Consider the following 20970-nt stretch of genomic DNA (forward strand, 5'->3'; position numbering starts at 1 on the left):
AGCTATGATTATGAGCAAGGTTTTCGTCTCGGCGCTGTTGGTCGGAAGCGCGATCGCCTCGCCTGCGCTGGCGCAGAGCGGCGCGTTCCAGAAGATTGCCGGCGGCGTGGCGGTGACGCCGGCGTCCGGCCCGTCCGCGCGCGTCGAGGTGACGGTGCATGGGGATGGCATCATCCACGTCGTCGCCACGCCGCGCGACATGGCGAGCGGCCCGCTGGTACCCAGCCTGATGGCGCCCAGTCCGCCCGCCGCCGGCAAGTTCACGGTCCAGGAGCAGGGTGGCTACGTCACCCTCGCGGCCGCCAAGTCGACGGCACAGATCGCGCTCGCGACTGGCGAGGTGCGCTTCCTCGACGCGGCCGGCAACGTGCTGCTGAACGAGGCGGGCGCCGCCACCTTCGCCCGGACCACTGCCGACGGTAAGCCGTTCGTCACCGTCTCCCAGCAGTTCAACCGCGGCACCGACGAGGGTGTCTACGGCCTCGGCCAGCACCAGAATGCCTACATGGACAATCTGGGCGAGGACGTCGAACTCGCGCAGCACAACATGGACATCGGCGTGCCGTTCCTGGTCTCCACCAAGGGCTACGGCCTGTTGTGGGACAACAACTCGATCACCCGCTTCGGCAATCCCAAGCCCTACCAGTTCGTAGGCGAGGGGATGAAGGTCTCGTCCGGTGGCAAGCCGGGCTGGAAGGCCGAGTATTTCTTGGACGGCAAGCCCGTGGTGACCCGCCAGGAAGCGACGATCAACTACCAGTACATCAAGGATCAGGCCAACTGGCCCGAGGCGGCCAAGGCGAAGACCGAGGCGGCGACGGGCGGACAGAACACCGCCGGCAATGCTGTGCAGAAGCAGACGGTGATCTGGACCGGCGACGTGATGCCGACCAGCACCGGCACCCACCGCTTCCAGCTCTACGGATCGAGCTATTTCAAGGTCTTCGTCGACGGCAAGGAAGTGCTGAACCGCTGGCGGCAGAACTGGAACCCTTGGTACGCCAATTTCGACGTGCCGATGACCGCCGGCAAGGCCGCCAACGTCCGCATCGAATGGGAGCCCAACGCCGGCTACATGGCGCTGCTGCACAGCGATCCGCTACCCGTGCAGGACCGCAACTCGATCTGGTTCACCAGCGAAGTGGGGCAGGCCAAGAATTACTGGTTCATCCCGGGCGGCAGCATCGACGGCGCGATCGCCGGCTATCGCCAGTTGACCGGCAAGTCCGAGATGATGCCTAAGTGGGCGTACGGCTTCTGGCAGTCGCGCCAGCGGTACGACACGCAGGACGAGGTGACCGGCGTCGTCGCCAAGTACCGCGAGCTCAAGATCCCGCTCGACAACATCGTGCTCGACTGGCGCTATTGGCGCGACGACGATTGGGGCAGCCACCGCTTCGATGCGACGCGCTTCGCCGATCCGAAGAAGATGATCGACACGGTGCACGCCGACCACGCGCGCTTCATGATCTCGGTCTGGCCGAAATTCTATCCGACCACCGACACCTACAAGGAGCTCGAGGCCGCCGGTGCGGTGTACAAGGGCAACCTGGAAATGGGGAACAAGGACTGGGTCGGCTCCGGCTATGCCAGCACCTTCTACGATCCCTATTCGCCGGAAGGTCGCCGCCTCTTCTGGAAGCAGATCGAGGAGCGGCTGGCGAAGCTCGGCACCGACGCCTGGTGGGCGGATGCCAGCGAGCCGGACATGCATTCCAACCTCTCGATCGAAGAGCGCATCAAGACGATGGGGCCGAACGCCATCGGACCGGCGACGCAGTATTTCAACAGCTTCCCGCTGATGAACGCCAAGGCGTTCTACGACGGCTGGACCTCGTTCAAGCCGGACGTGCGCCCGTTCCTGCTCACCCGCTCGGGCTTCGGCGGCTTGCAGCGCTACAGCTCGGCGATTTGGTCCGGCGACATCGCCAGCCGCTGGTTCGACCTGAAGGCGCAGATCTCGGCAGGCGTGAACGCCTCCATGTCGGGCATCCCCAACTGGACGCACGACATCGGCGGCTTCGCGCTGGAGGATCGCTACGCCACCAAGACGCCGAAGCCGGCGGATCTCGACGAATGGCGTGAACTCAACCTGCGCTGGTTCCAGTTCGGCGCGTTCAGTCCGCTGTTTCGCAGCCATGGCGAATTTCCGTATCGCGAGATCTACGAGATCAGCCCGGAAGGCTCGCCGATGCGGCAGTCGATGGTCTGGTACGACCAGCTTCGCTACCGCCTGATGCCGTATATCTACACGGTGGGCGCCGACACCTACATGAAGGACGGCAGCATCATGCGGGCGCTCGCAGCCGACTTCCCGCAGGACAAGGTCGCGCGGGATCTCGCCGACGAGTATCTCTTCGGCGATGCATTCCTTGTCGCGCCCGTCGTCGAATACAAGGCGCGCAGCCGGCAGGTGTATTTCCCCGGCACGGGCATCTGGTACGATTTCTCCTCGGGCCAGACCTATCGCGGCGGCCAGACGGCGACCGTCGCGGCGCCGGCGGAGCGCATGCCGCTGTTCGTCCGCGCCGGCGCCATCGTGCCGATGGGGCCGGTGATGCAATATACCAATCAGGATCGTAGCGCCCCGCTGACGATCACGGTGTATACGGGCGCCGATGGCAGCTTCTCGCTCTACGAGGACGACGGCACCAGCACCGCGTACAAGCAAGGCGCGTTCAGCCGTATCCCCATCCGCTACGACGAGCGCACCGGCGCGGTGACGCTCGGCGCACGCGAAGGGAAGGGCTGGACCGGTATGCCCGCCAGCCGCGCGATCCGCATTCGCTGGGTGAGCGAAGGCAAGCCGGTGACCGATACCGACGCGTATGACGCGCAGGTGACGTACACCGGCCGCGCCCTCACGATCCCGCGGAAGTAATTCGGCAACCCAATCCTCCCCATCTTTGATGGGGAGGGGGACCGCCGCCAGAGGCGGTGGTGGAGGGGCGGAGCCACAAGCGCCACGCCGCGGCCTCCCCTCCACCATGCTACGCTAGGTTCCCCTCCTCAGCAGAACTGGAGAGGAGCGGAATGTCCACAAGTGGTGGGAAGCGGACCGACTGCTTTTGGATCGTAGCCGTAGGTAAGCCGACTACGCCCGAACGAGCGCGAACCCCTCTTCCGTCCCCATCATGTTGCCTTCATCGCGAAGTTCTCTGGCCAACTCTTTGGTAAGAACCACGCCGCTGACGGTGATCCGCGACCAATCCGGGTAGTGCTCTTGGACGTTCCAGACTGACCGGAGTATGGCCTCATGCCCGGTCTCCCCGCCTTCCGGCGCAAATAGGGCGCTGCCGGCATCAAGATCAGACTGCTTCTTGAACCAGCGGCGATTTGCGTCGCTCTCCACGATCCAAACCGCGCCTGCTTTTTGACGTTGGAATGCGGGTTCGAAGATGATCGAGATTTCCATCCGGGCGTTCTGCGCGACGGGAAGGCGGTTCGCAATGGCAGGTGTTGAGCCGGTGGAAGCCTAACCGCATGTCCGAGATTGGGCGGAAGCCGCCACGTCGTTATCACCCGCAGGCGGAGAGCTATAAGATCTCGACGTCGTGGTGGAAGCGAACGTTGCGCATATGGATTTCTGGCTCCGCGGAGGGGCGGGTGGGATTGCCGCTGCACTCAAACTTCCCTTTGTGGAAGGACTCGCGCCACCTCAAACGAATCCCACTCCCTCCAGCTTCACTACCGGGACGAAACCGTCGCCCCGCGGCACAGTGAGTGCCAGCCCGTCCGCCCGCTGGGCCATCGTCACCGGCCCACCGCCCAGCAGCGTCGCCCGCGCAACCCGCCCGTTCCACCGCCCGCGTCCAAGCGCCGCAATCGTCACCGGCCGTGTCGGTCGCTTCAGGAACAGCACGTACAGCGCACCCTTGTTCACCGTGAACCGCACGTCCCGCTCGTCGAAGCCCTTGAACGCGCCTTCGTTCTGCATCCCTGCGCTAAGCTGCGTCGGGCCTTCGCCATACACGCGCCACGGCCGCGAGCCGAAGATCGCCTCGTCGTTCACCGCCATCCAGCCGGCGAGATCGTCGAGGATCCGCTCCTCCTCCGCGTCGATGCTGCCATCCCCGCGCTGCGGCACGGAAAGCAGCAGGTTGCCGTTCTTCGACACCACGTCGGCCAGCCGCTGCACCACGTCCTCGGCGCTCTTGTAGCTTTTGTCGGTGAAGCGGCTGCGGTTGTAGAACCAGTCCCCGATGCACGTGTCGGTCTGCCACGGCTCGTCCCACAGCCGGTCGGAAAAGCCGCGCTCGACATCCTGCACCACGCCGAACCGGGCATAAGGCTTCAACTGCTTGGCGGTGAGCACCACGTCGATGTTGCCGTGCCACGCGATCGAGCGGTTGTAGTAGTGCGCCGCCGCCTCAATCCCGGTCTGGCCGAACGGCAACTCGTAGTTGTCGAAGTAGCAGAGATCCGGGCGATACTTCTCGATCAGCTCCTGCTGGCGGAGCAGCCATTGCCGCACGAAGCGGCGATCGTGCGGGGGGGGCGTCTCGATCCACTGGCCGTCGTGCTGGTCGTGCCAAGCATTCATCGCCACGATGCTGTCGATCCCGTCGGGTGCCACCATATGGCGCCCGGTGTAGAGCTCCTGCGGGTCGAGCCCTTCCCACCATTGCCCGCGTCCGTCGGCCTTCGTCAGCCGGTACGCGTCATAGCGCTCGCCCTTGCGGGGGCCGACCGGATCATAGCCATAGGCCGGCTGGTACCAGTGCCATGCGTGCGAGATATGGTTCGACACGCCGAACCGCAGCCCGGCCCGCCGCGCCGCACGTTCCCAGATGCCGACCACATCGCGCTTCGGCCCGATCGCGGTCGCATTCCACGCGTGGTGGCTGCTGTCGAAACAGTCCAGGTTGTCGTGATGGCAAGCGAGCGACACGAAATACTTGGCCCCCGCCCGGACGAAGCGCTGCATCAGCGCCTCCGGCTCCCAAGCTGCGGCGGTCCAGCGCGGGAACAGGTCCTTCATCCCGAACTCGGCTGGATGGCCATAGGTCTTGCGGTGGAAGTCGGCCATCGGGTGGCCCTGCATGTACAGGAACCGGCCGTACCAATCGCCCTGCTCGGGCACCGCCTGCGGCCCCCAGTGCGACCAGATGCCGAACTTCGCGTCGCGGAACCACTCGGGGTACCGGTAATGCTGCACCAGCGACGGCCAGTTCGGCTGCACCCGTTCGCCCCGCGCGGCGATCAGGGCAGGGGCCGCCAACGCGGCAGCGATCACGGTACGCCGCGATGGTCCTTCGGTCACTTCGTCCTCCCCCGCTTCGAGAGCGCCGGCACGAACCGTGCGTTCCGAAAGATCGTTCATCGCGGCACGCCCGTTGCTTGAGTAATGCGTCGGGGCTGCTCCGCCGCTCCTGTTCCTGGCGTATGGACGCGCGACGGACAAGGCGATAGCGCTATCAAGCTGCTACTGCACTAGGCGCGTGTTCCCAGCCGTTTTCCCGCGACGGCTTCTTGCCGCGTCGGCCGCCGCGAGACAGCAACAAAAGGGGAGGGGCATGAGGATCATCGGAACGGCCATCGCGGCGGCAGCGACGCTTGCGACGCCGGTGGCGGCGGCGCAGGAGACCGCGGTGCCGCGGATCGTCACGCGGGACGGCCGCCACGCGTTGATCGTCGACGGCGCACCCTTTCTCATCCTGGGCGCGCAGGTGAACAACTCCAGTGCGTGGCCGTCCGCGATGGCAAAGGTCTGGCCGACCATGGAAGCGCTGCACGTCAACACGGTAGAGGTGCCGATCGCCTGGGAGCAGATCGAGGCCAAGGAGGGGGTGTTCGACTTCTCCTATCTCGATCTGTTGCTGGCACAGGCACGCGAGCGGAAGCTGCGCCTCGTCCTGTTGTGGTTCGGTACGTGGAAGAACACCAACCCGCAGTATACGCCGGCCTGGGTGAAGCTGGACAACAAGCGCTTCCCCCGGATGCGCGCGCCGGACGGGACCAACCACTATGCCCTGTCGCCGTTCGGGCGCGAGACGCTCGCCGCCGATCGCCGTGCCTTTACCGCCTTCATCGGCCACCTGAAAGAAGCCGATCCGCAGAATACGGTGGTGATGGTGCAGGTGCAGAACGAGCCCGGCTCCTATGGCCTGCCGCGCGACCACTCGCCCGAAGCGAACGCCGCCTTCGCCGGCCCCGTGCCCGCCGCATTGCTGCGCCGGATGAAGAAGCGGCCGGGGGACTGGGCCACGGTGTTCGGCCGCGACGCCGATCTGTATTTTCACGCCTGGCACGTCGCACGCTACATCGATCAGGTCGCGGCGGCAGGGAAGGCGGTCAAGCCGATCCCGATGTATGTCAACGCGGCGCTTCCCGGCGATCCGTTCACCTACCAGGAGCCGAAAAGCTACGCGAGCGGCGGACCGGCCAACACCGTGATCGACGTGTACAAGGCCGCGGCCCCGCACCTGGATGCGCTGGCGCCCGACATCTACAACCCCGATCACAAAGCCTACCGGGGCTTCCTCGATGCCTATGACCGGCCGGACAATCCGCTGTTCGTGCCGGAAACCGGCCACGCTAAGGAGTATGCCCGCTACTTCTTCGAGGCGATCGGGTGTGGCGCGATCGGCTGGGCGCCGTTCGGCTTGGACGGCAACCGGTATCTTTCCACGCTGCCGCTGACGGCCAAGCTGAACGACGAGGCCATCGCGCCGTTTGCGGCGCACTTTGCCTTGTTCCGACCCATCGCGCGGCTGTGGGCAAGGCTCGCCTTGGATAGCAAGACATGGGGCGCGGCCGAACCCAATGACCCGGCCGATGAGCACAAGCAGGTGATGCAGCTCGGGAAATATGTCGCCACCGCCACCTTCGGTCGCCCCGACTTCGGCATGGCGCCGCCCAAGGGCAATCCCGACCCTTCCGGCGGGGTCGCGATCGCCGAACTCGCGCCGGACGAGTATCTGGTTACGGGATTTCGTGGGCGGGTCGACTTTGATCTGGCGGACAAGCGCGCCGCCAATCTCATCTACGATCGTATCGAGCAAGGCCATTACGATGAGGGGGGCCGATGGGTGTTCGAGCGCGTGTGGAACGGCGATCAGGCGGACTGGGGGCTGAACTTCACCGCGGCCCCGCAATTGCTGCGGGTGAAGCTTGCCAGCTATCCGAAGCGATAGTGCGGGGAGCGAAGCGGGGATGCAGACGCGTTCGTCCTTGACGGCGATCGCGCCGGTCATGCCGTCCGTCTAGACCGAACGACGTTCGAGCTCCGCGGTCTGGCGGTGCCAGCGAACACCGCCCGGAGCACGTCCCGTTGCCCCCGGCGGGGCGCTTACTCGATGCTGCAGGCCAGATTGGCGACAGTGCTCGCCAGCGGTGAGGCCCGTCGAAGCTACATGAAAAGCAGCATCTAGGGATTTCATCCACGCGCGGTATCGCGGGTAAAACGTATACCATCCGTTTTGGTGCAGTCTCGTCGACCCTATTCCGATCGCAGAGCGGACGTTCCATTGTTCTAAGCGGTTAACTTATTTCAGCTCGGTGTAGCTGAGGGTCCTAAGTCCCGTTCCCGCGCCTGACGCCTCGACCGATATTGACATATTCTTGCCGCCTGCGAGCATTGGTCGAAAACAGGGAGACGGATGATGATTCAGGGAGGCCCCACTGCAGCTCGGCAATAGCCTGATGGCGGCCCGCATCCGCGGAAAGGATTGGTCATCGACCGTTTTGGGGCCGCGGCCGCAATGGCCACTGGAACTTACCACGACGCTGGGCCTGATCCTCGACTCTGCCTTTCCGCAAAGCCTGCTCTGGGGCGACGACTTCGTCACCTTCTTCAACGACGCCTACACGGTCATCTTGGGCAAAAAGCCCGATGCACTAGGGCGTCCCTATCGGGAGATCTGGGCGGAGGCTTGGGACGAGGTCAGCGGGATCGTCAACGCAGCGATGCGCGGCGAGGCGAGCTTTCACGAGAACCTGCCGCTGGAGCTAGATCGGGGCAGCGGCCCACAAAAGGGCTGGTGGACCTTCTCCGTTTCGCCGGTGCGCTATGCCAACGATGAGGTGGGCGGCGTTCTCGTCACCGCGTGGGAGACGACCAAGCTGGTCCTTGCAGAGCGCGAAGCCGTGCGTCAGGCGAAGGAACTGGAGCGGTTCAGCGCCCTCGTGCCCGAGATGCTCTGGGTAACGCGGGTTCCGAACCACGTTGCCTGGGCCAACCAGCGGATGATCGACTTCCTCGGCGTCGATCCGACGACCATCGGTGACGATTGGCCATCCATCGTCCACCAGGACGACGTGCAGGCCATCCGCCTGCGCTTCGAAAAGGCGCTCTCCCGGCGCACGACCTTCGAAAGCCGTCATCGGCTGCGGCGGAACGATGGCCAGTATCGCTGGGTGCTGGTGCGGTCCGAACCCGTGCTGGACGCAGATGGTGACATCGAGGGCTGGTACAGTGCCGCGACCGATGTGCACGATTGGCATGTCGCCATGGAGTCGATCCACTCCAAGGAGGAGTTGTTCGAAACCTTCGCACATTCCAGCCACAAGGTGCTCTGGATCGTCGATCTCGAAACCCAGCAGATCGACTATCTGGCCGGCGATACCACACATCTTTGGGGAGAACAGACAGCTTCCCAGCTCCGGAGCTGGAGCGACTGGCTGGGGACGGTCCATCCCGACGACCGGGACCGCCAGATCGATTTCCTGCCGCGCCTGCAGGCAGGCGAACTGATCTGCGAGGAATACGCGTGGTCGGCGGCGACGGGCAGATCCGCAAGATCCGGGAAACGCTGTTTGCGGTACCCGATCGGGAAGGCAGCATCCGCAGCGTCGGAGGCATCGCCGAGCGCATCGATGCGCAGGACCATCAGCAGATCTACCTGGTCGGCCTGGAGCCGGGTGAGGAGGCGCGCCTGGCCGGCCGTTTTTGGCGGCGCGGCTTCAAGCCCCGCACGTTCGAGACGATCGAGCAGTTCGTGAAGATCGCCACTGCTCTTCAGGCGGGCTGCATCCTGTTCAGCGTTCCCAGCGCTCCCAACAGCCTGGGGCGGATCCTGGGCGCCTTGGGGAACCGCCGTCGATCGTTCCGGATCATCGCGCTCACGCCCGAGCACGGCAATGCTCAGGAGGTCCGCTCCCTGATGAAGATGGGCGCGTTCGACGTGCTGCCCGGAACCGGGGGCGGGGAGGAGCAGCTCCTGCGGGCGGTGCGGGAGGCGCTGCACGCCGTGACCGAGCGGGAGGAAGCCAGCGCTCCCGGCGCACAGTCCGCCCGCGAGCGGCTCGCTGCATTGTCGCCGCGCGAGCGAGAGGTGCTCAGCCGGCTTCTCACCGGGTTGAGCAGCAAGCTGATCGCCAAGGAACTCGGGCTCAGCCCCCGCACCATCGAGGTGCATCGGGCCAACATCAAGGACAAGCTGCAGGTCGGGACCATGTCAGAGGCGATGGCGCTGGCCGCTTCGGCCGGCCTGGCCTGAGCGGCGGCCGGCCAGGGCAGGTGAAACTGGTTTCCAGAAAGTAAATGCCGGCGTGCGGTTCTACGTAGTCACTTAGGGGCTTGGTCCAATAGGATCGGCCTTTTCCCTCAAATACATAGATGTCCGGAGACGCGACTTTCCCGAACGCAAGTTCGTGCAAGACAGGGCGTGGTCTCCGCAGGCGGCGTGAGCCGTCGAAGGACGTGACCGGAGACCGTCGGATGGCGAGACTTCCGGGGCCAAGAGGGAGATGATGCGCCGTGAGCCCACAGACGAGTGACAATGTCGCTGCCGATGCCACCCCTGCTGGCACGACCAACTTCACTCCGGGAACGACGGACGTCGTAAAGCTCCCTTATACGCCCGCCGAGGTCACGGGCTTCGCGCGCGAGGGCGACGCGCTGGTGGTCCGCCTGCAGGACGGTGGCGCCGCGCGGGTCGAGAATTTCTACACGCCGGGTGCGGATAGCACGCCCAAGGACCTGTTGCTGCAGGGCAGCGACGGCCGCGTCTGGCTCGCGCGCGCGCCGGTAGGCAGCACCGAATTCAGCTTCATCGAAGTCGCCGCAGGCGACCAGCTGGTCGGCGGTGCGGTCGGTGCCGGCGCGGCCAGCGGCCTGGGCGCCTTCGCGGGCCCCCTCGCGGGCATCGCTGCCGGTTTCGCAGGCGGCCTGGTCGGCGGCGCGATCACCGGCGATGAGTCCGAAGACTCCGACGCTGATGCGGACTCCGACGCTGACGCGGATGCGGACGCTGACGCCGATGCGGATGCGGACGCTGACGCTGACGCTGACGCTGATGCGGACGCCGACGCTGACGCGGATGCTGACGCCGACGCCGACGCTGACGCGGATGCTGACGCCGACGCTGACGCTGACGCTGACGCTGACGCTGATGCGGACGCGGACGCCGATGCTGACGCGGATGCCGACGCGGATGCGGACGCTGACGCTGACGCCGACGCGGACGCGGACGCTGATGCCGATGCGGATGCCGACGCGGACGCTGACGCCGACGCGGACGCTGACGCTGATGCGGATGCCGACGCCGACGCGGATGCTGATGCGGACGCTGACGCTGACGCCGACGCGGATGCTGATGCTGATGCGGACGCTGACGCTGACGCGGATGCGGATGCGGATGCTGATGCGGATGCCGACGCTGATGCGGATGCTGATGCCGACGCTGATGCGGACGCTGACGCCGACGCGGATGCGGATGCGGATGCGGACGCGGACGCTGACGCTGATGCGGACGCCGACGCGGATGCTGATGCGGACGCTGACGCCGACGCGGACGCCGACGCGGATGCGGACGCTGACGCTGATGCGGACGCCGACGCCGATGCTGACGCGGATGCCGACGCGGATGCGGACGCTGACGCTGACGCTGACGCTGACGCCGACGCGGACGCGGATGCCGACGCGGACGCTGATGCCGATGCGGATGCCGACGCTGACGCCGACGCGGACGCCGATGCTGACGCTGACGCTGACGCGGATGCGGATGCGGACGCCGACGCTGATGCTGATGCCGACGCGGATGCGGACGCCGACGCTGACGCCGACGCTGATGCGGACGCCGATGCGGATGCTGACGCGGATGCGGACGCGGACGCGGACGCCGATGCGGATGCCGACGCTGACGCTGACGCTGACGCTGACGCTGATGCGGACGCCGATGCCGACGCGGATGCGGACGCGGATGCTGATGCGGACGCTGACGCTGATGCGGACGCTGACGCCGACGCGGATGCCGACGCGGATGCGGACGCTGACGCGGACGCTGACGCCGACGCGGACGCTGATGCTGATGCCGACGCGGACGCCGATGCGGATGCCGACGCTGACGCTGACGCTGATGCGGACGCCGATGCCGACGCGGATGCGGACGCGGATGCGGACGCGGACGCTTGTGAAGGGCGGTGACAAACCAGGCCACAGGACCGCCGGCGCAGTGCCGTCGGGGGCGGAGTAAAATCCGGCCAGTTGGTAAGCTGCTCCCTTTGCGGAGCGGCGGGGATGTTTGTCGTGGAGAGCTACGCAGCGGTCAGACGGTTTGTATTTGTCGAGGGGCATAGTCGCCGGGAAGCGGCGGAGGTGTTCGGGCTGAACCGGGATACGGTACGCAAGATGTGCCTGTATTCGGCGCCTCCTGGATACCGCCGGACGAAACCTCCGACCAAGCCGAAGCTCGGGACGCTGCTACCGGTTATCGACGCAATCCTGGCAGCCGACCGCGAGGCGCCGGGCAAGCAGCAGCACACGGCCAAGCGGATCTTTGAGCGGCTGCGCGACGAGCATGGCTATACGGGCGGCTACACGATGGTGAAGGACCATGTGCGGCTGTGCAGGGCCCGCGGGCGCGAGACCTTCGTGCCGCTGGCGCACCCGCCGGGGCATGCACAGGTCGACTTTGGCGAGGCGGTCGCGGTCGTCGGCGGGGAGCGGATGAAGATCCACTATTTCTGCATGTCGCTGCCGCAGTCGGATGCCTGCTTCTTCAAGGCGTATCCGCGCGAGACGACCGAGGCGTTTCTTGACGGGCACGTGTCGGCATTCGCGTTCTTCGGGGGCGTGCCGCTGTCCATCCTCTACGACAACACAACCATCGCCGTGGCAAAGATCTGCGGCGATGGAACGCGCGAGCGCACACGCGCCTTCACCGAGTTGGTCAGCCACTACCTGTTTCAGGACCGTTTTGCGCGTCCAGCGCGAGGCAACGACAAAGGCAAGGTCGAGGGGCTGGTGAAGTTTGCGCGCAACAACTTCATGGTGCCCGTGCCGGTCGCTGCCAATTTCGATGTCCTGAACGCCAGGTTCGAGGAGTCCTGCCGTACGCGCCAGGGCGAGCATGCCGGTCAGCACGCGCAGACCATTGCCGAGCGGCTGGCGGCAGACGTATCGGCATTGCGCACGCTGCCGTCCGTACCACTGGAGCCATGCGAGAAACGCGCGGCGCGCGTGTCGTCGACCGCGATGGTGCGCTACCGGACCAACGACTATTCGGTGCCGACCGCGTACGGCTACCGCGACGTGATGGTGAAGGGGTTCGTCGACGAGGTCGTCATCATATGCGCGGGCGAAGAGATTGCCCGGCACGCGCGTTGCTACGACGAAGGCGTATTCGTCTCCAACCCACTGCACTATCTCGCGCTCATCGAGACCAAGCCCGGTGCGCTCGACCAGGCGGCAGCCCTTCAGGACTGGAACCTGCCGGACATCTTCCAGCATCTGCGCCACCTGCTCGAGGCCCGGATGGGCAACAAGGGTAAACGCGAGTTCATCCAGGTGCTGCGGCTGCTCGAGGCGATGCCGCTTCCCATCGTCACGGATGCCGTGACCGAGGCAGTCCAGTTGGGCGCACCTGGTTTTGACGCGGTAAAACTCATCGCGCTGGCGCGTATCGAGCGCCGTCCGCCGCGCCTGGATTTAGCGGCGTATCCGCACGTGCCCAAGATGGACGTCAAAACGACGTGCGCGGCCGACTATGCGGTGCTGGCAGCATGACGGACAAGGACGCCATGCCGGTGGGCACGACCGCAGGTACGCCACAGGTGCTGCTCGCCCATCATCTCAAACAACTCAAACTGCCAACCGTTCTGCGCGAGTACGAAAAGGTCGCGCGCGAATGCGCGCAAGGCGGGGTCGACCACACGCGCTACCTGTTGCGGCTTATCGAGTTGGAGCTCATCGACCGCGAGCGCCGGACCATCGAACGACGGATCCGCGCAGCCCGTTTCCCGGCTGTGAAGAGCTTCGACACCTTCGAGTTCACCGCCATCCCCAGCCTGAACAAGATGATGGTGGTCGAGCTCGCACGGTGCGAATATATCCTGCGCCGCGAGAACGTCATTGCGCTCGGCAACAGCGGGACAGGCAAGACGCATGTAGCCCTCGCGCTCGGCCTGGCGGCTTGCCAGAAGGGCTTCACAGTCGCCTTCACTACCGCGGCCTCGCTGGTGAACCAGTTGATGGAGGCGCGAGACGAGCGACGGCTGCTCAAGCTCCAACGCGAGATGGCGGCCGTGAAGCTGCTCGTCGTCGATGAACTCGGCTACGTCCCGTTGTCCCCGACCGGCGCCGAACTGCTCTTCGAGGTGCTGTCGCAGCGCTACGAGCGCGGCTCGACCATCATCACCTCCAACCTGCCGTTCGAGGACTGGACGCAGGTGCTCGCCTCCGAGCGGCTGACCGGCGCACTGCTCGACCGGCTCACCCACCATGCCACCATCCTGACCATGAACGGCGACAGCTATCGCCTCAAGCAGTCCACCGGACGCAAACGTCGCGGGGCGGAGCAAAACCAGGCCAGTGCCCTGTCCGACCCGGACACCGGTGAGATATTATCTTCCTGACCATCAGGCCGAGGACGGCAACGATATGAAAAGGGCCCCGATCGGGGCCCTTTTCATATCGTCAGCGCGCGCCTCAAGTGGCCTGCTTTTACTCCGCCCCGCTGGCCTGGTTTTGCTCCGCCGTTGACAATCGCGGGCCTCAACCGGGTCATGGCGCTGCCCGTCGATCACCCGGACCGTGAGTCCCGCGTGCACCTGCCCCATATCGCCGGCGATCTGACGGTGCGGGATGCAGTGTTCCGTTATGGCGACCCGCAGTCCCCGGCCGCCCTGACCGTCAGCCGGCTCCAGATCGCGGGCGGCGAGAAGATCGCGATCCTCGGGCGCAACGGAGCCGGTAAATCGACGCTCCTCCAGGCGCTGTCGGGTCTCCTGGAGCCGGTCTCGGGGGAGGTGCTCGTCGATGACGTAGCGCTGGGCCAGGTGGACCCGGCGGACGTGCGGCGTGACATCAGCCTGTTGTCGCAGCGCGCGCGGCTGTTCCATGGCACGATCCGCGACAATCTGCTCATGGGTGCGCCCCACGCCACCGACGAGGATATCCGCTCGGTGCTGGCGATCGTGGGGGCCGACGAGTTCGTCCGGCGCCTGCCGCGAGGGCTGGAGCATCTGATCTTCGAGGGCGGGTCCGGCCTCTCCGGGGGGCAGGTCCAGGCACTGCTGCTCGCGCGCCTGCTGATCCGCGATCCTCGCGTCATCCTGCTGGACGAACCCACCGCATCGATGGACGACGCCGCGGAGCGGAACTTCATCGCGCGCTTTCGGGATTGGAGTGCGCTGCGAACCGTGGTGATCGCCACCCACCGCACCCGCGCGCTGGAACTGGTCGACCGGCTGATCGTGGTGGAAGGCGGCCGCATCGTTGCTGACGGTCCTCGCGATGAGGTGCTGGAGCGGCTTCGCACGCCGCGGGCGCCGGCGAAGGTGGTGCCGGCGCGAAAGGATCGGATCTGATGGCGACGAGCGCCGACGTCCTGAATGGCGCCTGGGTGTTCGGCGATGCCGATGGTGCGCGGCTTGGCCGCGCGACGCGGCTGATCTGGGTGATCGTCGCGTGCATGGCCGCGCTGTTCGCCTGGGCGTATTTCGCTCGGCTGGACGAGGTGGCGACCGGGGCAGGGCGGGTGGTACCCTCCACGCGCGAGCAGGTGATCCAGTCGCTGGAAGGCGGTATCCTCGCAAAGCTGCTGGTGAAGCAGGACGACATCGTTCAGCCTGGCCAGATCCTGGCGCAGCTCGACCCGACCCAGAGTGCCTCGACCTTCGAGGAAAGTGCTGCCAAGTACCGCGCTGCGCTTGCCAGCGTCGCACGGCTGGAAGCGGAGGTCGGACAGACTGCTCCCATATTCCCGGCGGAACTCGATCCCTATCCCGAACTCAAGGCCAAGGAACTGCGCCTGTACCAGGCCCGACGGAGCAGCCTGGACAAGTCGCTCGCCTGGCTGCGCCGCTCGATCGCGTTGCTGACGAACGAGGTGCAGATCGGCCAGCGGCTGATCGCGGTCGGCGCGGCCAGCAACGTCGAGGTGCTGCGGCTGCAGCGGCAGCTTGCCGATCTGGAATTGAAGCAGGCCGACCTCACCTCCGAATATATCGTCCAGGCTCGCGAGGAGCTGGCAAAGGCGAACGCGGAAGTGGCGACGTTGTCGCCGGTGGTGAAGGGGCGGGCGGACACGCTTGCCCGCCTGACGTTGCGCTCCCCCGTGCGAGGGATCGTCAAGAACATCGAGGTGTCGACGATCGGCGGCGTCATCCCGCCCAACGGCCGTTTGATGGACATCGTGCCGCTGGACGACAAGCTCCTGGTGGAGGCGCGCATCTCGCCGCGGGACATCGCCTTCATCCACCCGAACCAGCCCGCCAGCGTCAAGATCACCGCCTATGACTATGCGATCTACGGCGGGTTGAAGGGGAAGGTCGCGACCATCTCGCCCGATACCATCAAGGACGAAGCAAAGCCCGACGTCGAATATTACCGCGTGCTGATCCGGACCGACAGTGACGCCCTGGTCAACAAGGCCGGTCGCCGTTTCCCGATCGTACCGGGGATGGTCGCGACCGCCGACATCCACACCGGCAGCAAGACCGTGTTCCAGTATCTCGTGAAGCCGTTCAACCGGGGGCGGGAGGCGTTGCGGGAGCGGTGAGCGTGCTCGGGCTTTGGTTGGGGGCGGCAAGCCTGTTCCTGTCGCCGCAACTGGAGACCCCGATGCCGCCACGGCTGATGCCCAACGAAGCCCAGCGACCCGCACCCTTGCGCATCCCGCGCGGCCGCCAGACCTTCGACGCGCGCGAGGCGCTGAACGGGTCCACCAGCAGCCGGCGGCGCTGCACCGACGTGCCCGATGCCTATTGGGTTCCGGTCCGCGGCGGCGGTGCCTGCATCCGCACCTATCCGGCCGGCAACCCGCGCGCCGGCGGCACGATGCTGGTGTACCTGCCGGGTGACGTGCTGCTGCGCGGACGCGGCGGCGTCCGATTGATCGCGGGGAGCTATGCGCGGCGCTCTCCGGCCGACATTCGGCAGGAAATGGCCGGCTGGTCTCGCGACGGCGGCACGCCCGCGATCTTCCTCGCGCGGCCCGGCCTCTACGGATCTTCGGGCAATCATGGCGCGAGGCGGCGGTTGGACGAGGTGCGGCTCGTCGACGGTGCGCTCGATCGGATCAAGGCGCGGTATCGGGTGTCGCGCTTCATCCTTGCGGGGCATTCCGGGGGCGGGCACCTGGTTGCGGCGCTGCTCGACCGGCGGCGCGACATCGCCGGCGCATTCATCAGCTCGGGGCTGGTTTCGGCGGCAGAGGTGATGCGCGCCTACCAGAAACGGCGCGGGCCCGACGGCGGTCCCGTCGAGGGTCCGGCCGCGGTCTATGACCCGATTGCCCATGTTGGGGGGATTCCGAAGCCGGGACCCGACATCTTCGTCCTGTCGGACCCCGGCGACCGGGTCGTGCCCTTCCTCAGCCAACGCCACTATGTGGAGCGGCTGCGCAGCGCCGGGCTGCACCCCACCCACATCCTGCTGCGGGGTGAGGGACGTACCCGGCACCTGCTCGCCGAGCCGCTGAAGGCGGGCGCCGCACTCTATGCGCGGGGAGAGGACGCGGCTGCGATCAGCGCGGCGTTGCGCGCAATGGCACCGCTGCCGCCCGTGCCGGAGGAAGTGCGGAACTGAGCAGCGCGCGCGCGGCTGCGTCGCGCGCACCGCGGGTGGGGGCGCCCAGCACGGCCGCGATCCAGCGCCTGCCATGCCCATCGGTCACCGAAAGCAGCAGGTGATGGGCACGCGCGCCGACGCTGCCGGTGCGCAGCCCGTCGACGCCCGCCACCGTGCCGATCAGCCGGTTGGTGTTGGGATAGGTTGCCCCCTTCCACGCGAACCACGGCTTGGCCGAAAGCGCGTGGACGGCGGGCGCGTGGGTGAGCACATGGGCACCCAGCCGGATCGCATCGCCACCGGTGATCGCCTGACCCAGGCCGAGGCCGCTGGGGGAAGCGAAGCGGCTCGCCGTCATCCCGATCGCCCGCGCTCGCGCGTTCATTTCGGCGGTAAACGCCTCGGCCGATCCGCTATGCCACTCCGCCAGGGCGTGCGCCGCTTCGTTCGCCCCGACGATCGCGGTCGCGGCCATCAGCTCGCCGAGCGTCACGCGCTCCCCCGCCTCGAACCGCCAGCGGCTGTCCACCGTCGCAGCAGTGGGTGAGACGGAGATCGGCGCGTCCTCCGCAAGCTCGAGTTCGCGGCGGCGTTCATCGACGAGGCAGAGAGTGAGCAGCTTCGCCAGAGCCGCGGGGTGGTGCGCCGCATCGGTGTGTTCGGAGACGACCATGCGCTCCGCTTCCAGATCGTAGAGCAGCAGGCTCTGCGGCGGGGTTGTCTGCGGCGCCGGCGCCCGCAGCAGTGGGGCAGGGGGAGCGCTGCTTGCAGCCGCCTTGAGCCAGGCGACCAGCTCGTGGATGCGGCGGCTGTTCGATCCCTTGAACAGGACCACGTCGCCATCGCGAAGCTCGGCACGGACCGCTGCGCGAAGCCCCTCCAGGCTCTCCGCGTGCACGCCACGCTGCCCGCCCGGAAGCGCCTCCCAGAAGCCGTTCCACAAGGCGCCGACCGCATGCACGCGCGCGATCCGTTGGTCGACGGCGTCGGCGAGCTGGCGGTGGAGCGGTTCCTCGGCCTCGCCGAGTTCGGCCATCTCCCCCAGCACCGCCATGCGCCGCATGCCCGGACGCTGGGCGAGATCGGCCAGCGCGGCGGCCATGGAGGCAGGATTGGCGTTGTACGCATCGTCGATCAGCGTCACCCGCTTGCCGTCGATCACCAGCGGCAGCGTCTCGCCGCGGCCGGGGAGCGACCGGAAGCTCGCGAGCGCTTCGATCGCCGGTTCGATCGGCTGGCCCAGTGCCGCCACCGCGCCAAGGGCCGCCAGCGCGTTGAACGCCATGTGCTCGCCCGACGCGCCCAGCGTGAAGCGTACCTGGCGGCCGAATACTTCGGCTTCGACCTCCCGCGTTACACCGTCATAGGAGAGCAGCCGCAGCTCGCATCCGTCCGACCGGCCATAGTGGATCACCCGCAGCCGTCGCGCTCGGGCGGCGGCATGTACGATATCCCACTGGTCCATGTCGCGGTTGAGGATCGCGATGCCGCCGGGCGCCATGCCGAGGAAGATGGCGCTCTTGGTGCGGGCGATGTCGGCCACGCTGCTGCCGTTGGTCAGATGCGCGGGCGCGATGTTGGTGAAGATCGCGACGTCCGGCCGCGCCAGCCGCGCGCTGTGCGCCATGCGCCCGACCGCGAGCTCCAGCACGACGTGTTTGGCGTCGGCCGGAACCGAGGCGAGGTTCCAGGCGACGCCATGCGGCAGATTGGCGTTGTGGGCGCTGCGCCCGACCGTACCGAACGGCTCCAGCGCGTGGGCGAGCATCGCCACCGCCGTCGTCTTGCCGGCGCTTCCGGTGACGGCGAGCACGGGGACCGACAGTCGCTGGCGCGCCGCGCGTCCGAGTTCGAGGATGGCATTGCCCGTGTCGGCGACGCGCAGCACCGGCATGTGGGGCGGTAAGGCGCCTGGGTCGCCATCGGTGACGATTGCGGCCGGCGGCGGCGACAGGCTCGCAAGCGCGGCCGGGCGGATCCCGCGGCCGGTGTCCCTTGAGCGGACCACCGCCAGCTGGCCCGGGCGGTAGGTCGGCGGATGGATGCAGACGCCGCGTGCAGACCAGCCGGCGGGCGGCGGCACCTCCCAGCTGCCTCCGGTCGCCGCGACTAGGCGATCGGCGTCCCACAGGTCCGCCGGACCTGAGGGCGCTGCGAGCGGACGCAGCGGCTGACCCTGCGTGCGATAGTGGTGATAGGCGACCAGGCCGGAGAGATAATGCTCGACGTCGTCGATCCGCACCCGGAAGCCTTGGTGGCGGATGAAGAAGCTGCCGGCGATGCGGTCTGGGCGGGCGAAGTCCATCGCCAGCTCCGGCCAGAAATGCCCGTTCAGCAGGTGCCGCGCACGCGCCTCCAGCGCCTCGTTGAAGCGCGCGATGTCCACTTCGGCGAGCAGGTGGCGATGCTCCGGAAGCTCGGCGATGCGCGACAGCATCGCATGCGCGGCCATCATCAGTTCGAGCAGCGTAGGAAAGGTGGTGATCCGGTCCCGAACGAAGTCGAGGTAACCGGCGACGTTGCGGATGCCGAACTGGAAATAGCGCGCTTCCGGCCGCACCAGCGTCAGCTCGTTGGTGCAATAGCCGAGCCAGTGGTCGTGGTGCCGCCAATGCTCGGCCGCGATGAAGTGGTCGTAGGCGCGCTCCACCACCGCCAGCCAGCGCGGATCGCCGGTCAGCTGGTGAAGGCGCATCAGCGCGAAGGCAGCTTCGCCCTCATAGTAGATCGTGCGGAACGGCTGGACGACCGCCAGGTCGGGATAGTGCAGCACATGCGCGAAGGCACCGGTCGCCGGATCCTGCATGGAGCGGATGCCGAGCGCCAACTGCTCCATCAGGGCCAGATGGTCGCGGCAGCCGGTCGCCTGCGCATGGCGGGACAGTGCCAGGATCGCGACCGCGCTGCCGCCCAGCTTGATCTCGTCGCCCACGTCGACCAGGAACGCGGCCTCGCTGCCGTCCGCGAGCGTGGCCGGGCGGATCAGTTCGCGCACCAGATAGCCGAGCGCGCGCTCGATCGCGGCGGCGAGTTGCGGATCGCGCAGCATCTCCCAGGCCTCGATCATCGAATAGGTGGAGCTGGCATGGCGCAGCGCGTTGTAGGCGTCGATCTTTCGGTCGAAGCAGGGATGGTAGCCGTAGACGAAGCGGCCATCCTCCCCGACCTGTCGCGCAAGGTGGCCGGCGCCGCTGCGGACCAGTGCCGCCACGTCCTCCGGCGTCAGCGGGTCGAGCTGCCGCCGGCCGCGCTCGAGGCCGCTGTCGTGCAGGACGACGCAGGTGCCGTCCGCATCGGCGAATACCGCCTGGGTCGTGAACACGAACAACGGTTGATCGTCGGCAAAGTCGATCTGGGTCGCAGGCCCGTATTTGCGGCGCGCGTAGATGGTGAAGTTGCCCTCGTTCACCACCGCGTGGGCGATGGCGTTGCCGCCATAGAGCATGGCGTTGGCGTTCAGTTCCTGCTCCAGGAAGGCACGCTCGAACTCCGCGTCGAGCGCTATCCCGTAACGGAAATAATTGCGCTTGGTCTGGCGCAGGCTGGCCTTCAGCTTTGCCCAGCTGGTGGGTTCGACCTGGTCGACCCTCTCCACGCGCAGCCAGCGGGGAGGATCTCCCGCAGTCGCCGCCTCGATCTCTGCGGCCAGCCGCTTCCACGCCGCTTCCAGGCTCTCGCCGCGCGCGGTCAGGACCTGCGGTCTGCTGTTTCCCGAGCTGAAAGCGCCGAAGAGCGTGACCGTCGGGGGCGAACCCTGGGCCGCAGGCGTCCTCGTGTTCATGAGCCTGAAGAGGCTCGCCATCATTTCCGCGCTCGACATGCCAACATCCTGCAATCCAAACGGGAATTTGGCGAGCGCAGGTTTACGCAATGCTAAGACGGCGCCGTGCGCCATCGCGGCGAGTTGCATCGCAGGCGCGGCGTCCTACGTTGATCCCAGAAGCTTCGCGGAGCGGCCCTCCGAAGATCCTGCACTCGGTAGGCACCAGCTCGGCTGCGCCCAACTGAGCCAATCA

At 66.8% G+C, this 20970-nt stretch carries 13 protein-coding genes; 10 read left to right on the top strand and 3 right to left on the bottom strand.

What is annotated here, in order from left to right; translation table 11 throughout:
* Window positions 1-10: 10 nt before the first annotated feature.
* Window positions 11-2881 (top strand): glycoside hydrolase family 31 protein, encoded by a 2871-nt coding sequence (locus EDF69_RS08755; protein ID WP_132884448.1) that lies wholly within the window; start codon window positions 11-13, stop codon window positions 2879-2881.
* A gap of 213 nt (window positions 2882-3094) precedes the next feature.
* Here the strand turns inward: EDF69_RS08755 and EDF69_RS08760 are convergent, their stop codons facing one another.
* Together EDF69_RS08760 and EDF69_RS08765 are read right to left on the bottom strand one after the other, a co-directional pair.
* Window positions 3095-3415 (bottom strand): hypothetical protein, encoded by a 321-nt coding sequence (locus EDF69_RS08760; protein WP_132884449.1) that lies wholly within the window; start codon window positions 3413-3415, stop codon window positions 3095-3097.
* A 243-nt stretch (window positions 3416-3658) separates the two neighbouring features.
* The gene (locus EDF69_RS08765) at window positions 3659-5323 is read right to left on the bottom strand and encodes an alpha-L-fucosidase (protein WP_132884450.1); all 1665 of its coding nucleotides are present in this window, start codon (window positions 5321-5323) and stop codon (window positions 3659-3661) included.
* 193 nt (window positions 5324-5516) lie between these two features.
* On the opposite strand from EDF69_RS08765, the gene EDF69_RS08770 reads away from it, so the two are divergent.
* From EDF69_RS08770 to EDF69_RS08810, 9 genes are all read left to right on the top strand, one after another.
* Complete coding sequence (locus tag EDF69_RS08770; protein WP_132884451.1) at window positions 5517-7136, top strand: DUF5597 domain-containing protein; 1620 nt, start codon at window positions 5517-5519, stop codon at window positions 7134-7136.
* Window positions 7137-7644: 508 nt separating this feature from the next.
* Window positions 7645-8943, top strand: coding sequence for a PAS domain-containing protein (locus EDF69_RS08775; protein WP_132884452.1), 1299 nt, complete (start codon window positions 7645-7647; stop codon window positions 8941-8943).
* Window positions 8940-9440 (top strand): LuxR C-terminal-related transcriptional regulator, encoded by a 501-nt coding sequence (locus EDF69_RS08780; RefSeq protein ID WP_132884453.1) that lies wholly within the window; start codon window positions 8940-8942, stop codon window positions 9438-9440. Before EDF69_RS08775 ends, EDF69_RS08780 begins: the two co-directional genes overlap by 4 nt.
* Before the next feature lie 260 nt (window positions 9441-9700).
* Window positions 9701-11368, top strand: a complete 1668-nt coding sequence (locus EDF69_RS19950) for a BapA/Bap/LapF family prefix-like domain-containing protein (RefSeq protein WP_425336611.1) — start codon at window positions 9701-9703, stop codon at window positions 11366-11368.
* Between the two features lie 93 nt (window positions 11369-11461).
* Window positions 11462-12949 (top strand): IS21 family transposase, encoded by a 1488-nt coding sequence (gene istA, locus EDF69_RS08790; RefSeq protein ID WP_132884630.1) that lies wholly within the window; start codon window positions 11462-11464, stop codon window positions 12947-12949.
* Window positions 12950-12963: 14 nt separating this feature from the next.
* Complete coding sequence (gene istB / locus EDF69_RS08795) at window positions 12964-13797, top strand: IS21-like element helper ATPase IstB (RefSeq protein ID WP_204991410.1); 834 nt, start codon at window positions 12964-12966, stop codon at window positions 13795-13797.
* Between the two features lie 123 nt (window positions 13798-13920).
* The gene (locus EDF69_RS08800; RefSeq protein ID WP_239555393.1) at window positions 13921-14751 is read left to right on the top strand and encodes an ATP-binding cassette domain-containing protein; all 831 of its coding nucleotides are present in this window, start codon (window positions 13921-13923) and stop codon (window positions 14749-14751) included.
* Complete coding sequence (locus EDF69_RS08805; protein WP_132883608.1) at window positions 14751-15944, top strand: HlyD family efflux transporter periplasmic adaptor subunit; 1194 nt, start codon at window positions 14751-14753, stop codon at window positions 15942-15944. The genes EDF69_RS08800 and EDF69_RS08805 overlap by 1 nt, the downstream gene beginning before the upstream one ends.
* Window positions 15945-15946: 2 nt before the next feature.
* The gene (locus tag EDF69_RS08810; RefSeq protein ID WP_132883607.1) at window positions 15947-16972 is read left to right on the top strand and encodes an alpha/beta hydrolase family protein; all 1026 of its coding nucleotides are present in this window, start codon (window positions 15947-15949) and stop codon (window positions 16970-16972) included.
* Here the strand turns inward: EDF69_RS08810 and EDF69_RS08815 are convergent.
* Window positions 16911-20774, bottom strand: a complete 3864-nt coding sequence (locus EDF69_RS08815) for a Mur ligase family protein (protein WP_165890029.1) — start codon at window positions 20772-20774, stop codon at window positions 16911-16913. The genes EDF69_RS08810 and EDF69_RS08815 overlap by 62 nt on opposite strands.
* Window positions 20775-20970 lie beyond the last annotated feature (196 nt).

Origin of the sequence: Sphingomonas sp. JUb134, assembly GCF_004341505.2 — a bacterium.
Taxonomy (GTDB): Bacteria; Pseudomonadota; Alphaproteobacteria; order Sphingomonadales; family Sphingomonadaceae; genus Sphingomonas.